Annotated in this window: 13 protein-coding genes; 7 read left to right on the top strand and 6 right to left on the bottom strand. The window is 62.3% G+C overall.

The window, feature by feature from the left end; all coding sequences use genetic code 11:
- Positions 1 to 29: 29 nt before the first annotated feature.
- The 5 genes from R4P95_RS27915 (at position 30) to R4P95_RS33700 (ending at position 5,792) form a co-directional block, all read left to right on the top strand.
- Complete coding sequence (locus tag R4P95_RS27915; protein ID WP_317747420.1) at positions 30 to 467, top strand: hypothetical protein; 438 nt, start codon at positions 30 to 32, stop codon at positions 465 to 467.
- A gap of 593 nt (positions 468 to 1,060) precedes the next feature.
- Positions 1,061 to 2,227, top strand: a complete 1,167-nt coding sequence (locus R4P95_RS27910; RefSeq protein WP_317747419.1) for a site-specific integrase — start codon at positions 1,061 to 1,063, stop codon at positions 2,225 to 2,227.
- A gap of 3 nt (positions 2,228 to 2,230) precedes the next feature.
- Entirely contained in the window at positions 2,231 to 3,244 is a 1,014-nt protein-coding gene (locus R4P95_RS27905; RefSeq protein WP_317747418.1) for a hypothetical protein, read from the top strand.
- A 389-nt stretch (positions 3,245 to 3,633) separates the two neighbouring features.
- Positions 3,634 to 5,154: an AAA family ATPase gene (locus R4P95_RS27900; RefSeq protein ID WP_317747417.1), complete on the top strand. Its 1,521-nt coding sequence runs from the start codon at positions 3,634 to 3,636 to the stop codon at positions 5,152 to 5,154.
- Positions 5,155 to 5,288: 134 nt separating this feature from the next.
- Complete coding sequence (locus tag R4P95_RS33700) at positions 5,289 to 5,792, top strand: HNH endonuclease (protein ID WP_397517957.1); 504 nt, start codon at positions 5,289 to 5,291, stop codon at positions 5,790 to 5,792.
- A gap of 327 nt (positions 5,793 to 6,119) precedes the next feature.
- Here the strand turns inward: R4P95_RS33700 and R4P95_RS27895 are convergent, their stop codons facing one another.
- From R4P95_RS27895 to R4P95_RS27880, 4 genes are all read right to left on the bottom strand, one after another.
- The gene (locus R4P95_RS27895) at positions 6,120 to 7,235 is read right to left on the bottom strand and encodes a DUF4268 domain-containing protein (RefSeq protein WP_317747416.1); all 1,116 of its coding nucleotides are present in this window, start codon (positions 7,233 to 7,235) and stop codon (positions 6,120 to 6,122) included.
- A gap of 1,758 nt (positions 7,236 to 8,993) precedes the next feature.
- Complete coding sequence (locus tag R4P95_RS27890; protein ID WP_317747415.1) at positions 8,994 to 9,857, bottom strand: ParB/RepB/Spo0J family partition protein; 864 nt, start codon at positions 9,855 to 9,857, stop codon at positions 8,994 to 8,996.
- The gene (locus R4P95_RS27885) at positions 9,857 to 10,570 is read right to left on the bottom strand and encodes a ParA family protein (RefSeq protein ID WP_109336429.1); all 714 of its coding nucleotides are present in this window, start codon (positions 10,568 to 10,570) and stop codon (positions 9,857 to 9,859) included. Before R4P95_RS27885 ends, R4P95_RS27890 begins: the two co-directional genes overlap by 1 nt.
- A gap of 205 nt (positions 10,571 to 10,775) precedes the next feature.
- Positions 10,776 to 12,653, bottom strand: coding sequence for an RNB domain-containing ribonuclease (locus R4P95_RS27880; protein WP_317747414.1), 1,878 nt, complete (start codon positions 12,651 to 12,653; stop codon positions 10,776 to 10,778).
- Positions 12,654 to 13,172: 519 nt separating this feature from the next.
- On the opposite strand from R4P95_RS27880, the gene R4P95_RS27875 reads away from it, so the two are divergent.
- Both R4P95_RS27875 and R4P95_RS27870 read left to right on the top strand, forming a co-directional pair.
- Positions 13,173 to 13,445 (top strand): hypothetical protein, encoded by a 273-nt coding sequence (locus R4P95_RS27875; RefSeq protein WP_317747413.1) that lies wholly within the window; start codon positions 13,173 to 13,175, stop codon positions 13,443 to 13,445.
- Between the two features lie 155 nt (positions 13,446 to 13,600).
- Complete coding sequence (locus R4P95_RS27870) at positions 13,601 to 14,314, top strand: HNH endonuclease family protein (RefSeq protein ID WP_317747412.1); 714 nt, start codon at positions 13,601 to 13,603, stop codon at positions 14,312 to 14,314.
- 320 nt (positions 14,315 to 14,634) lie between these two features.
- Here R4P95_RS27870 and R4P95_RS27865 read toward each other — a convergent pair whose 3' ends face one another.
- A complete protein-coding gene (locus R4P95_RS27865; protein ID WP_317747411.1) occupies positions 14,635 to 15,126 on the bottom strand; it encodes a hypothetical protein in 492 nt (163 codons plus the stop codon).
- A gap of 87 nt (positions 15,127 to 15,213) precedes the next feature.
- A complete protein-coding gene (locus R4P95_RS27860) occupies positions 15,214 to 15,405 on the bottom strand; it encodes a hypothetical protein (protein ID WP_317747410.1) in 192 nt (63 codons plus the stop codon).
- Positions 15,406 to 15,595 lie beyond the last annotated feature (190 nt).

Genomic DNA, 15,595 nt, shown 5'->3' with positions numbered 1-15,595 from the left:
AGGCCGGGTCCTTACGGGAGGTAGGTCCGATGCGCCACCGCACATCGAACGCCCCATTCAGACGCCGAACGTCGATCGTCACCGCTGTCCTGGGCGGACTGGGCGCCTTCTTCCTGGGTGCTGCGCCGGTCGCGACCGCGGCGCCCACGGATGCCGTGCTGCCGGTGCCGGTCATTGGGATCACCAACCTGCCCACAGGTTTCCTCAGCCCGGTCTACTCACAAATGACGGTGCGCACCGACCCGGAGACGCCGGGTATCACTGAGTTCATCCAATATTGCGTCTGCACCGTGCACTGGCGCAATCTGACGACCGGTGCCGCCGGCGCCGTGGCTCCGACGTTATTCACGGGCCCCGTGCTCACGGGGTCGGGAACGGTGGTCGCCGTTCTGACCGTCAATGGCTGGTCCGACCGTGTGGGGACCCTCACCGCACTGCCCGGCGCAGGTGCCTGGAATGTCCCGTGACGTACAGCTGTAACGAGAAAACCAACGGACTGCTTCATGAATGGTTCACTGCGCAGGGTCGACCGCTGTTCATACCGCTTCTGGCATGGTGGGAGGAGATCACATGATTGGCATGCTGCCTGACATCGGCTTCGTGTTCTTGGATGACACGTGGCCTGGCCTATGGCAATGGAATCAGTTTGTACGCTGGTTCAACCAGTTCTAGAAAGTGCGCGGCTTGCCGGTGCGAGCGTTCCTCCACTGCATTGTTAAGGTTCCAGGTCGCCACATGCAGTGACTGCGTTGGCCGGCTCTTGTTGCGCTGCGTCAGCAGCGATGGGTCGGGGCGCTCGAGGCATCTCACCATTTCACCGCGGCAACGACGGGCACGTATGACGACTACACGCCACTTCTTTGCGAGGATGCCGACGCCGCAGGGACATTTGGTCCGACGAACGCTCCAGTGTGGTCTTGGGACAAGATGAGGCAGCGTTGATAGCGATGGGGCCCAAAATTTTCGCTCGGTGGTTTCAGCTTGTTGGGGTCGGATGTTCGGCCCGCCTGCGGACTCCCCACAGAGGCTAAATGTCGGAGGGAGCCGCTATCGTCCCGGCATGACGATCGACCAGGATCTGCGTCTCCGCGCGCTGCCCGCGGCTGCTGTTACCGGCGTCGCCGCGGTGTTTCCGGACCTGTCGGAGACGGTGGTGGGGCGGATCGGGCGGTCGATGGCAGAGTCCCGGTCCGAGGGCACCCGCCGCACCTACGCGTCGGCGTGGCGGCGATTCGAGCACTGGTGCCACAGCCACGGGCATACTCCGTTGCCGGCACACGCGGCCACGGTGGCCGCCTACCTCGTCGATGCCGCCGACACCATCGGCCCGGACGGTATCCGGGTGTATGCGCCGGCAACCTTGACCAAATGGGTGGCCGCGATCTCCCATCATCACCACAGAGCCGGCCACGAGTCCCCGACCGGGCACGAGATCGTGCGGGCCACGTTGTCCGGGATCCGCCGGGACTACGCCGCAGTGGGGGACCGGCCCCGCAACCCGCGGGCCGCCCTGCTGACCACGGATATCATCACCATCGTCGCCACCGCCCGGAACGCGGTGGACGGGTGGGCCGGCGCGGTGCTCGAACGCCGCGACAGCGCACTGATTCTGATGGGGTTCGCCGGTGCGTTCCGGCGAAGCGAGCTGGTCGGATTGGACGGCGCCGACGTGAGCGTGCACCGGCACGACGGCGTGCACGTGCGGTTGCGCCGGTCGAAGACCGACCAGGAAGGCGAAGGGACCGTGCGGGCATTGCCGTTCACCGACCGCCACGACAGTTGCCCGCCGTGCGCGTACGCTCGGTGGGCGCAGGTCGTGGCCGCGTTCGACACCCGCGGCCGCCCCGGGGTGATCCGGCTCCTCACCACCGCCGAGTCGTTTGATACGCACGTGTGCCGGGGTACGGTCCCACGCACCGCAGCGCGGTCGCCGCTGTTCCGGTCGATCCGCAAGAATGGCAACCTGTCCGAGACCGCGCTGTCCGGTGCGGCGGTGCACAAGGCGATCCGCCGCCGCGCCGAACAAGCCGGGTATGACACCGCCCTGGTCAATCAGCTCGGCGGACACTCGCTGCGCGCCGGGTTCGTCACCCAAGCCTTCCGTAACGGCGCGAACGCGCACGCGATCATGCGCCAGACCGGACACACCACCCCGGAAATGGTCGAAGTGTATGCCCGCGAACGCACCCCGCTCGTCGGCAACGCTGTCACCGTCCTCGGGCTGTAAGGGGTGTACGCTGCCGCATCCGGCACCGGCGCCGCACCTGCGCAGCCCGCACGGCGTCTGTCCGCCCGAGACCAGCATGTCTGGGCGCTGTTCACCGACTGGTGTGCTGCGACCGACCAGCCGTCGACACCCGCCACACCGCATCAGCTGGCCCGATTCCTGCACGACAACCCCGCCGCGCCGGCCACCCAACGACGTCGGGTCAGCGTGATCAACACCGTCCAGCGGGGGCAGGGGTACCCGGCGCCCGGTACCGATGAAGCGATCCGCGGTGCCCTCAACACCACGAGAGCTGCTCGGCTGCAACGCGTATCAGCTCTCGTCGCCGAGCGGCTCCCGCAGATTCCGGTCACCGGGTGGCCGGCAGGACTATTCGGCCGCCGCGACGGGCTCATCCTTGCCCTGGCCGCGGCGGGAGTGGGTCTCGAGCAGATCGCCCGGCTTCGACGCCGGGATATCACCGCAACAGCCGATCGCAGTGCATCCCTACTGCTGAGCGTCGACGGCGACCGAATCGACCTGCCGGCGTCACCCGAGATACCCATAGGGGCGATCTACCGGGGGTGGACAGAGGTCCTGGGATTTCTCGACCAGAACCACGGCACCCGCACAGTCGCCGAGCGCTTTGAAGCCGGCCGCGACCTCGCCGGTTTCGACGCCGCCTACCGCGCCGACGACAGACCGCTACTGACATCGATCAACCGCTGGGGTCACACTCCGTTGGTCCCGGCACCGCTGACCGCACGCGCTGTCACCGCAATCACCCAGGCCTACCTGTCCGGCAGGCCACCCGCACATACCATTCCGCAACGACGGTTCCGGCCGGAATCGGCGCCCACCACGTGCCCGATCGAATCGGACCGTGCCCTCGACCCGCACTACTACGAACGGGGAATCGAGGCCCGCCGCAGCGCCCACCAGGACTTGACCGACGTCACCACCCTTCTCAATGACATCGAAGACCGCGCCGACCAACTGCTGGCCGAGCTGCTCGGCATCCTCGACGACGTCACGTGAGCGTCCAGTGCCGGGGTTCGGTAGCACCAGCCAGCGCGACATCACGCATCGTTCGTTACCCAGCGCGTCATAACGGAATTTGCAAGCGGACATCTAAACCGAACGGATCGCGACCGATTCACCAGCCACAGGATCGCCGCAGAGCGCCGTTCTTGGGTGTGCCGGTATAACGAAGGCCAAAACGGACCATGGTGGGCGCAGAACGGCGCTCAGCTCGTTTCGCCTACTCGTTGCCCCGCCTCGGTAACAGCTGATCGAGCCGATGCGATTTGGAGCGGTCCGAGTCTGCGATCGAGGTCTTGCCCGGCATACCTGTTTGCTCTGTCGGTTCGAAGCCCAAGAGGACGGTCAGACCGACTTCCGGCTGCCGTCAGAACTAGACTCTCGCCATGGACCTCGATGAAGTCGTATCGCGCGCGCAGCTAATTCTAGCTGCGCTTTCGCGATATCAAGGCGGCGCTGACGTCAACTCGGTGATCACCCTATCGTACGAGAACGATCCGGCTTGGCAAGGAAATCCAGCGCAGATGCGAGTGAATATGCGCGCACTGGATCTACTGAGACGACTCGGGTTTATCCGTTTACAACCCAATGGATATGCCTACGAGCTATCCGAAACCGGCCGCAGTGTAAGCACCAACGGCTGGCCAACGACATTGGCTGCAGACTGGCTTGAGGAATGGGTTGAGACCGAACAATTGCTCGAAGCGCTGAATGAGCAACGAACATCAAGCGAGAACACGATTGACAGGCTTCAAGTACACAACTGGAGACAGTTTTCCGATATCGAATTAACGTTTCATCCGAGAGTGACGATACTGACGGGAGCTAATGGTGCCGGAAAAACGACACTACTGAACATTCTCGCTCCTCATTTCAACTGGTCGGCACAGCTGCTCACCCGTCGGACCCATGGGGATCCGGCGCATAATTCCGAAGAGGTTGGAGAGCTTAGTTACACGAATGGAGGAAGATCACCGCTTATCCTAAACCCCAGTACGGGAGTCAGCAGTACGCCGTTGACTATTCCGCAGATGCAGACAGTTCCCGGTCTCTTTATAAACTCCCACCGCTCAGTAAGTGCTTATCAACCCCTGAACGCATTGCCACCTAGATTTTCCGAATGGGAAACACTTCAGCAGCAGTTTGCGGGAGAAATTCAGATTCGTTACTCCGGAGGGAGCTCGCAGTTTTCCCCTCTGTACAGGATGAAAGAGGCGTTGGTCGCGGCCGCCATGTGGGCGTACGGAAGTCCAGCAGTTCGGCCTAACGATTCAGCACGAAAGTTGTGGGAGGGTTACCAATCTACACTTAAGAGATTCTTGCCTCGCTCACTACGATTCAAAGAGCTGCAAGTCGAAGATTCTGAAATAATTCTGGTCACTGAAGGTGCGCAATTCCCCCTGGAAGCCGCTTCGGGTGGGATAAGCGCCATGCTTGAGTTGTCCTGGCAAATTTTTCTTCGACAAGGTAATCAGCAGTCATTCACTGTTTGTTTGGACGAACCAGAGAACCACCTTCATCCTGAGCTTCAACGGTCTATCGTACCGTCACTGCTTGCGGGATTCCCTAATGTCAGCTTTATAATAGCAACGCATAGCCCATTCGTGGTGACATCGGTAAAAGATTGTTTTGTTTACGTATTGGGCCCGAATTCCCGGAATCAGATTACTTCGCACAGAATGGACAACATCAACTCATCAGCCACTCCTGACGAAACTCTCATGTCTGTGCTCGGCCTTGACACCACGCTACCCCTGTGGGCGGAGGACCAGCTCAGCGCACTCATGGATGAATTACCTGCGTCGCCCTCGTCTGCCGATCTACGTAGTCTTCGCGAACAACTGAAGCTACTCGGACTGGACCGACAGTTCCCGGCCGCGGTTAGGTCGTTGGGCGGGCAGCAGTGATCGAACTTCACAAAACCGAGGTTCCTGCATGGCTACAACTAAATCAGGCGTCGAAGACTGCTGAATATAAATTGGCACCTTCCGACAAGAAGCCATCCCCATGGCGCGCAGACGAAGTTGTATCAGCATTGAAAATGGAATGCTCGAAGAAGTGTATGTATTGTGAGTGTGTAATCGACGACGTTTCCTATTCTGCCGTAGAACACATCAAACCAAAGCATCTTTTCGAAGAGCTGGTCCTAGACTGGGATAATCTTGGTTTGGCCTGTTCTCGATGTAACACCAATAAAGGTCGGTACTGGACGGATGACGTAGATCTACAGTTACTCAATCCATACCGAGACTCGTTAGATGCTCACATCACATTTCGTGGACCTTTGACGGTGGCGCACCTGCACAGTACCCGAGGCGCTAATACGATCAGAAAACTAAAGCTGAGTTCCCGCGAGGACTTGCTCCTGTCACGAATGCGGCGTATCGAAGAACTGGATGTCCGACTCAGATTGTGGCACGGCGAATCCGAAATAGAAAAGAAGGACTTATTTGCAGAAGACGTAAGGGATGCCGTATCTAAGGATTGTGAATTCTCCGGTGTCCTTCGGGCGTATGCAATCGAGTCGGGTTTCCCTATTGAATAACAACGTGCCGGTGCTGGACTGGCCCCTCTTCTTCGAAAGTGTGGGCGTACCAGGGGTACCGTCGTCGATCGGGAGTGTCCGCGGGAACAGACGGACGGGTGGGCCCGATTAGCGGCACGGTGGCCGCGGTCACCGACGTCGGCGCATACCCCCTGGATCGGAACGTGATGACCGCAGAAGCCCGCTCAGCCCGTTTCGAATCCTCGACCAGTCTTGGGTAACAGCTTCCGGAGCCCAATGGCGATCGCGGGGGCCTGCGCGCAATACGGACTGCCCGAGGGTTTGCGACCAAGCCTGTCCCATTCGCCTGCACTCACACTCCAGGTGTCACAGCGGTCTGATGTCACGCAGGGCGGCGACTCCGCCGACAGCGGTGAGTGCCTCACGGAAACGGATCTGCTGTTCGATGAGCCAGGCGATCATCTCAGGCCAACGTTCCGTGGCGGAGAGGTCGTCGAACGTGGACGTCACAACGATCCGTGCGCCCTTTCGGCCCGACATCGCATCCCAGGAGGGTGGCTGGCCGAGTGCCGTCTCGAAGGCGCTGCGGTGCAGGTGAAGCCAGTCGTATCGTGCCTGGTTGAGATCAGCGTCGCGCGAGTCGAAGTAGATCTGGTTCACCAGTGAGCCGTTCACCCACGCCATTGAGAGCGATATGCCGCTGAGGCCCAGGGTGGTGTTGCACCACGGCGCCCCATTGGTGCGAGCGCGCGTCCAGTCTGGATGATCTACCCGGATCTGCTCAAGGACGGCTTCCCAGAACTCTCGATACTGTCGGGCCTTCGCTGACGCTTCACCAGGGGTCGACGCGGTCGCTTTCTTTACCTGTTTTTCCCAGTCGTTCGGCTGTGCAACTAGTTCGAAGTTGGGTGCTGATGGGGAGTTTCCGATCTTCACCACGCGGATGACGATTCCGAACACGCGGGTGTTCTCGTCCGTGCGCTGGTTCAGCCAGTCTATAGCTGCTCGATGTTCCGGCCGGAAGCCCGTGGTCACCCACACGATCGTGGTGGGATCGGTCCCTGCGGCGTAGGTGATGATCTGGCCGAGGTGGGTGTGGTCTGACGGCTCCAACTGATTCTCGACGATCACGACTTCACCGGTGGTTTCGTCGTAGCCTTTCAGGTCCAGGCTGAAGTTACCCACCGGGTGTTCTGCGACATCGAGCACGAGGTCCATGCCAAGAAGGTCGCTCAGGACGTCGACGTTTTGTAGAAGCCACGGTGTGAAGTCGCGAGCTTCGTTTGGCCAGATCGTTCGTGGGGCGACGATCTCGAGGCGGCCGAGGCCGGTGGTAGTCATGGCACATAGGTTCGCATCCAGTGCCGACAGTTGCACGTCATTCCGGATCTGACTTCCGCTTTGATCAAGGCCAAAACGGACCCTGGTAGCCGCAGAACAGCGCTCAGCCCGTCTCGACTCTTCGGACGGGCTCTCTAACACCTGACTGACCATGACCTGAGGAGCGCGAAGACAAGGGGAGTGCCGATTCCATCTGCTCTCAACATGCGGAAGACTGGCGGATTCGTCAAGGCGCAGGTCACATGGAGCGCCGCTCAAGTGATGCTGAACCACCAAAAGGCGATCTGCGCGAGCCCGTTGGCAATCGCATAGATGCCAGGCTGCGCCCATTCGGGTACTCCCCACCAGCTCAGTTCGCTCATGGTGTCCTCCACACGTTGAAGTTTGCCCCGACAACCCACGTATCGGATCGAAGTGCCTGGTTAACTCGGTTGCGAGACGTACTGGTTAAACCAATCGGCCGCATCAGTAAGAATTCCGAACATCATTGCCCCTCTCAGAACTGGTTGAACCAATGAACGAACGGATTCCACCAAGAGCCAGGAAAGAAGAAGTCTGCATCTAGACCCGGCCAGAGAGGAAGGTCAAATAAGAGGCCGATCATGCTGCACCAAACAATCGATATATACCGATGATCAGGTCACCCACGATGCTCCATGGCCATAGCCAAATGTTCGTCATGATCGACCGCCTAGGAACGGCATGATCATTGAACCGATCCAATAGAACAGGTTGTACGGGAAAATGTCCCACGGTGAATTAGGCATTATGACTCCTTAGAAGTGGCCGTAGCCAGTCATCCAGCCGGTAATAACCCACATGAACTGGCTGTACGCATCGCCCATTTCCCTAGTCGGGAACCATGAATACCAAATCGGGTCAGGGCTAGGTGGGCTTGCTGACGCTGTGCCAGTCACCAGAACCATCATCAAGGACGTTGTTCCCAGAACGGCCATGGTGCGGATCGAACGCATGCATCAACTCCCGGTCCTCCCCGACCATGCCCCATGTATCGCTGACGACTTGACGCCCGTTACCTGCCCACCGTGCTCACCGTGCTCACCGTGCTCACGGTGCACTCGACATCCCGAAACTGACAGGTCTAGTGTGGCGCGCTGTTTCTTGGTGTTCCGGTATAGCGATGGCCAAAAAGGAGCCTGGTGACCGCAGAACGCCGTTAAGCCCGTTTCGCCTCCTCAACCAGGCTGGGTAGCATGCTGCCCTCGTGATTTCAGCGGGCCTGTGTGGCCGCTTCGCTGGTAACGGCGCTCCCACTGTCAGCGATAGTTGATGCAGGTCGGGAGGACCAGGAGTGCGTCATGACACCTTGGAGTGGACCATCGATAACGCGGTCATTTTGGTTCGCAACAGTGACTCTGTCGGCATGGGCACCGGGACAGAACCCGCTGACGGTCTCGCACCAGTCGCGCATCCTGTGTGACGACGTGTACATCCACCGTCCCGATCCGAAACTTGCGGAAGGATGTGTGTGATGGATTGGAACTACTTCATCCATCCGGACATCTACCAGTGGATCTACTGGCTGGACAGCATGGGTCTGTTGTGGTGGGCATGACCGAGATACGGGTCGACCTGGACACCGCCACCCGTGACGAACTGGTTGTCAGTTTCAGAAGTCGGCTGCACGCCGTCAACACCCGACTGCACTCTCGTGGACCAGTTTCGCCCCCGTGCCGGCCTCGGTAACAGCTGACGAAGTGATGAGTGCAACCGTCAACTACGGCTCACTCTAGAATGGGTAGACGCAGGCATAGTCGACGAAACGTGCGTCGTCGGAAGCGTTAGGTCGTCTACTCGATTCGGCACCCTTGTGCAACAGGGATTTTCGGTGCTGGGGCTGTTCACGCGTGGTGAACAGCCCCAGTAACGGCTTCTGGATCAGTGTCGATCGGTGAGTGCCTGGATGAGGGTTTGCAGTCCGTCGGCGTCGAGGTAGTCGACCAGGGCGTCGGCGAGCGTGGTCGGGTCGGCCTCTAGGCGGCGGAATGTGCGCGTGACCTTCGCGGCGGTGACGGGAGCTCTTGCCAGCAATCGGTTTTCGGATTCAGGTGCGGGATCGGGATCGGGCTTCTTGTGTTCCCGCTGTTGTTCGGCGGCCCAGGCCTGGACTTGGGCCTCGGGCGGGACCTGTGCGAGGGAGCGGGCGGTGCGGACCGCGAGTTCGCCGTTGCGGAGTGCGGTTTGCAGCTCGGGGGCGAGTTTGAGCAGGGATCGGCGGTACGAGATCCACGCCTTGGACTTGTTGAGCTTGAGTGCCGCCTTATCTACGGTTCCGCACTCGTTGATCAGAAGTTCGACGGCCTTCGCCTCTTCGATGACATCGAAGTCGCGGCGGCCGACGTTCTCGATGACCGCCGCGGCGAGCAGGGTCTCCCGGTCCTTGGCGACCTCGTCCTTGACGACGATGTCGAGGTTGGGGCGACCGAAGTTTTCGGCGGCGGCCAGGCGACGGCATCCGTTGATTACCACCCAGCGGGCGAGCCCGATCTTGGATTCGTCTTCCGGATACAGCCGCAGGTAGGCGTCCCGGGTGACGACCAGGGCGGGTTGGAGTTGGGTGCCGGTGATCGAGACCAGATCGCTGAGATCGCCGAGGTCATCACGCGGATTGCGCGGATTCGGCGCCAGCTCGCTGAGTGGCACGTTGGTCGGTGTCCCGCCGGCGGCGGGTCGGTCGACGGGGGAGTTCTCGCCGACGACGCCGGCGAGGGTGGCGAGGTTGGTGCGGGTACCGCGGGCCATCACCGACCACCGTCGATTCGCAGTTCCAGGGCCAGCCGGTAGAAGTCCTCCCGGGCTTGCAGTGCCACCCGGTTGGCGGGGTATTCGGTGACGACCAGGCCGTCGGCGCTGGCGCGGGCGTGCAGTTTGTAGTGCCGGATGACGGTTTTCGCGAGCGGCCATTTGTTGGCGCGGACGAAGTCCTTGGTTTCCTCGAGGTCGAGTTTGCCGTCGCGGGGATCCCAGTTGTTGATCACCACCGTGTACGGAATGCCCCGGGGTTCGAGGATCTTTCGGATGGTGCGTGCGGTCGGGTCGAACGAGAGTGGTTCGGTTTCCATCGGCACGATGACGTGATCGGCGACCTCGAGCACCGTTCGCAAGGCGTCTGCGGCTGGTCCGCGGCCGAGGGGGTCGGAGGTGTCGTCGGCGGCGTTGAGGTCGATCCAACCGGGGGTGTCGACGTACACGTGGCGGATGCCGGGCAGCTGGCCCAGCTGACGGAGACCGTTGAGGTCGTCGTGGGCCTGCACGACGTGAAAGGGCAGGTTGTCGAGGCGGTCGGCCCACCAGATCGCCGAGCCCTGCGGGTCGACGGAGACCGCGGCAACCGGGGAGGTGGCATCGGGATCGTCGTCCTGGTTGAGAACGTCCGCGGTGACGGCGGCGAGATTGACGGCGACGGTGCTCTTTCCGACGCCGCCCTTCTGGTTGAGAAGGACATGAATGGTCATGGGACCCTTTCCGTTTGCTTCACCCACTCGTGTGGGCTACTTCGGACGGAGAGCACGGTACGGCACCAGAGGGGGCGGGGTTGGTCCGACACGCTGGGGGCACGGCGGAATGATGCGCGGATTGAAGCGTCCATCCCGCCTTTTGAATGTCCGTTTTGTCCGTTGTTCACCGCGGTGAACAACGGGCAAAACGGACATTGGTAGTTCAGTGCCGTGCGAAGAGTGCCTCGACGAGCGCGGCGGCCGATGCGGTCTTCGCCGAGGTCTTCGTGGTGGCGGTGGCGGTGGCGGTGTGGCCGGCGAGGTACACGGTGGCGGTGAATCGGGGCGCGTGCGGGGGGCCGTCGGTGTGGAACTCCCATGCGGGTGGGGTCTGATTGTTGTTCTGGGCGAGACTCATCAGCCAGGCGGTGGGGTTGGAGAGTGCCTTGGGCTTCTTCGCCCCGCCCAGGTTCAGCGCGGACTGAGTGGTTGTCCGGTGCGGTGTAGCGGAGGGGGCGGGACCGGGATTTTCCGGCACTGGTGGGGGAGTCATTGCCTGCGGGGGCGGCGGGGTGGTGGGCCAGTCCGGTTCCGCGTCGGTGTGGTCGGTGCCGGTCAGCTGCGCCCGCATCGCCGCCCAGAGGGCGGCCTGTTCGGCCGGCTTCTTCGCCGTTGCGGTGGCCCACGGTCCGCGAATGCCCAGGTGGGTGGCACGGGCCGCGAACAATGGGTTGTGGTCGGCGCCATTGCGCCGGATCTCGAGATCGGTGGACGGTTGATCGGGGTGGGTCTGCCGCCACACCGACGCCACGCTGGGGCCGATCTCCGGGTGGGTGTCGGCGAGGGTGTCCAGGACGCGGAGTTGGATGGGAAGCCAGCTGGGGGCGGCGGCGTCGATCAGGACCGCGACGTCCGGGGCGGTCATCAGGTCGGTGTCGACGCGGCGGGCGAGCTCAGCGGCGAGTTCGGCCCGAAGCGGCCCGGCGGCTTCGGCTTTCAACACCTTGTGGAACCGGCGACTGTCCAGGGCGGCGAGATCGGCAGTGGCCTGCTCGGCGACGATGCGTTGGTCGGCGTGCTTGAAGTGATTCTTCTTCGCCTCTCGGGCGGCGCGGGTCCGCCGGTTCAGGTCGGCGCCGAGGGCGGCGAGCTGTTCCCCGGTGTAGGGGGCGGGGGAGGAGTCGAGGTGGGCGAAGATGATCCGCTGGTTGATCAGGTCGGCCACCCGCCGTAGCGGTGAGGTGACGTGGGTGTAGGCGCTCAGGCGTAATCCGTAGTGGCCATGCACGGTCGGATCGTAGGTCGCGGCCCGCAGCGTGGACAGCAGGCGTCCCCGCAGTTTCGCGAACAGGTCCGGGTCCCCGGCCGCGGCGGCGATCTCGGTCATCAGCTCGTCGGTGCTGCCGGCGACCGGGTTGGGACGGTGGTTGCGGAACAGGATCGGCAATCCTTGCTCGACGCACCACAGCGCCACCGCCTCGTTGGTGGCGATCATCATCTCCTGCACGATGACGTAGGCGACGGTCCGCAGTTCGGCGGCGATCGCCACGATCGCCCCGTCCTCGTTGCTCGCCCAGCCGCGTGTGAGGTCGTAGAACGCCAGGGCACCGCCGTCGCGGCGGGCGGTCAACAGGACCTGGGCGGCCGCATCGGCCGCGGCCAGCTGGGGATGCAGCGAATGTGCCGGGTCGGTCAAGATTCCAGGCACCTCGGCGTGAGCGACCGCCACGCAACGGCCCGACGCAATGTCTCCGCGGCTGACGGTGACGTCGACCAACCGCCCGTCGGTGGTGACGGTGCCGGTGACCCGCAGACTGGTCCGCACGGATTCGGAACTCAGGGTTGCGGCCTGTTCCGCCGTTTCGCCGAGCATCGGAATGGTGCGGTTCGGCAAGTAGCGGGTTTCCGCCCGCAGGAACGCCTGCTCGTCGGCGACCGACCCACGACCGACGACATCGGCCACACCGGCGATATGGACCTCCACCGCCCACCCGCGGCCGTCGTCGCGAGGGATGACGGAGAACGCGTCGTCCCGATCGCGCGCAGAGGCCGAGTCGATCATCAGCAGCGTCGACACGTTGGTGACTGTCGAAGATTTCATGGTCACCGTTCCCCTTTGGTTCTACAGGCCTCCGACGATAACCAAATCTCGCACAGGGGCGTCAGCGACGCGCCCCTGGAACATCACCTGCAGTGTCCTGACTCAGTGGATCTGGCAAGATCGCAGCGGCCGCACCTGCTGTTCGCCAGGTCTGTTTAGTGCCGCGGCGACTTCGGATTCAAAGAACGTGGCGAGCATGGAACTCGGTGCCTCGATTCATTCCCGGTCACGGGTGACCACCTCGGATTCGCCAGGTTCGCTGAGCCGTCCGCCAGATCGACCGCCACACTCGCCAGATTCACTGAGTCGTCACCACCTTCACCGAATCGGGACATCGGCCTTAAAACCGGCTTCGGGTACGGTTTGTTCACCGCGGTGAACAACAGACAAAACGGACATCTCTCGTTTTCCCGAGCCTTCATTGACGGTGGAGACCGGCGCTGCCGGAGTGATGACGGCGCCGTGCAGCGTTCGGGCGCCGTCGGTAACAGCACAGCTGACGTTTACGAAGTTGATCGTGTGCGGACACTGATACTGATCGGAACGGCCCTCGGGCTCGGTGCGGGCCTGATGTGCACGGTCCTGTTCGCCTGGTGGCTGTCGTACCCGGTGCGCTTCTCCGTGGGCTATGTGGGCGATCCGTTCGCCTCCGGGGGAGTCGCAGGAGACATGGACTCCGTGAATCCCTTGCCGTTCCTCGCGGCGGGCCTGATTTTCAGTGCGGTCCTCGGGGCGGTCTCCGGTCTCGTCGCGGCACGCCGCGGCTGGCGGCTGATCCGCCGCACAGCCTGACCCGAGCAGTCAGAGACTCAGGGATGTAGAGACGCAGCGAGCGAGACCTTCGGTTCGCATCATTGCATTTCAGTCGGCCCCGCTACCGCGGTTGTCGGAGGTACCGGCGATACTCGTGTGCACATCAGTCACACAGGTAACAGGAGAACTAACGCATGCGTCATCGACCCCGGACCGCTCTTCTCGCACTCGGGGCGGTCACCGTGCTCGGTCTGACCGGGTGCTCGGCCAATGCCGATGCGAACCCGGGCACCGGCTCTCTGGGGGGCGCACCGGCCGCCCCGTCGGTGGTGTTCGATGCGGCACCGGCGTTGGCGAAGCTCGACACCCTGGTGGTCAAGGGCCGCGCCCCGAAGACCGGCTACACCCGTGAGCAGTTCGGCCCGTCGTGGTCCGACGACAACGGTGTCGAGGGCGGACATAACGGCTGCGACACCCGCAACGACATCCTGCGCCGCGACCTCGTCGAGATCACCTACAAGCCCAGCACCCGCGACTGCGTCGTAGCGACCGGCACCCTGCACGACCCCTACACCGGCACCACCATCGCCTTCGTCCGCGGCCAGGACACCTCCACCGCGGTGCAGATCGATCACGTCGTCGCTCTGTCCGATGCGTGGCAGAAGGGCGCTCAGCAACTGAGCCCCGAGCAGCGCCGCGACCTGGCCAACGACCCACGGAACCTGCAGGCGGTGGATGGGCCCACCAATTCGAAGAAGTCTGATTCCGACGCCGCATCCTGGTTGCCGCCGAACAAGAGCTACCGGTGCACCTACGTCTCCCGGCAGATCGATGTGAAGGCCCTCTACCGGTTGTGGGTGACCCAGGCCGAGAAGGACGCAATGAGGCAAGTTCTGCATACCTGCTGAAGCGAACCCGGCCTATGTCTGCCCCGTGCAGGAAGGTTGCGGTGGCAGGTGCGTCACCGTATAGCCGGTAGCCACGGTTGGGGACCATGAAGTTGAGCCGGGGGGATGAGCACCGGATTAACTCCGCCCTACGAAAGCGGGGATAACCCGATCACCGTCCGCTGTGTTCTGGTCGCGCGAGGAAAGCGAGACTTTATGGGACGGCGCGTTGCTCCCAGGTTACGAGTCGCACGCGAGGGCACGACGCCCTATCGCGCGGACGAGCAGTGGTGGCATCATGCGCTGTCTCTGTGCGGGTCGGGTGGAGGTGAAACCAGTTGTCACTGGTTGTCATCGATGCCGAACAGGCGTGTTACCCATTCGTCGATCGCCTCCCAAAGGGTTTTGTCGACGCGTTCGAGGCCTCCGTGCCACATTTCCCAGACTCGACCGGTGTCGTCGCGTGTATCCAGAGCGACTGCGTTGTCGGAGGCGTCGCGGCAGACGCCGACGAGTTGGTCGATGTCGGGTAGTTCGGATTCCACGATCTCCACGAATCGGAGTTCGTTGCTCACCGGGTCCCGTGATTGCCCGACGTACTCGAAATCGGCTGCCTCCCCGAAGTTCGAAATCCGCGGCATGTCTTGAGCTGGCATCAGGCCGATGGGGTCCTCGTTGAAGAATCCGTTCTGCACGGTCGTATAGAAGGTCTTGAGCCCGTGATCGATCCCCGCAGCGAACAACGGAATTTCGTTCTGCGGCAGCGGCGCTAGCCCGTATGCGACTTGAAAGTATGAAGAGTTGGCTTCCCCGAAGATGTAGGCCAGCACCATCGCGGTCCGGCCGCCTTCGGAGAGGGTCGCGCGGCACAGTCTGAGGCTGGGTGCAGCGTCCCGGATGATGCGTGTGGTGCGCGGGAGTTACCCGGGGATCGCGTTCTCCCACGCCCGGAGCGCGACGTCGACGGGATTGCTCGCCGTTTGCGCGTCGATCCACCATCGGGGGATGGTGCCGGCCTCGTCGTCGCTCAACTGACCGGCGATGATTGGTTCGAGATCGTGAAACGGATGCCGCGTCGCCAGAAGTTGTACAACTTCTTGATCTGTGGTCACAAAGCCACACCCTTCCTGATCTTTCGTCGTGCGACGGCGCCTGCCTCCGAAGTATGCGCGTGAAACAGCCTCTCCGACCTCGACCTTAGCAACTGTTCTTCGCACCAAACCAGGGTTGTATTCGCGGTGACCTGTCACAGTGGAAAGGTAGCTGGGGTTGTTTGTCTGTTACCGTTCCCCAAGCCGTGCG

Origin of the sequence: Rhodococcus sp. IEGM 27 (assembly GCF_033142305.1) — a bacterium.
GTDB classification, from domain to species: Bacteria; Actinomycetota; Actinomycetes; order Mycobacteriales; family Mycobacteriaceae; genus Rhodococcus_F; species Rhodococcus_F oxybenzonivorans.
This window is presented reverse-complemented; position numbering and strand designations above follow the sequence as displayed.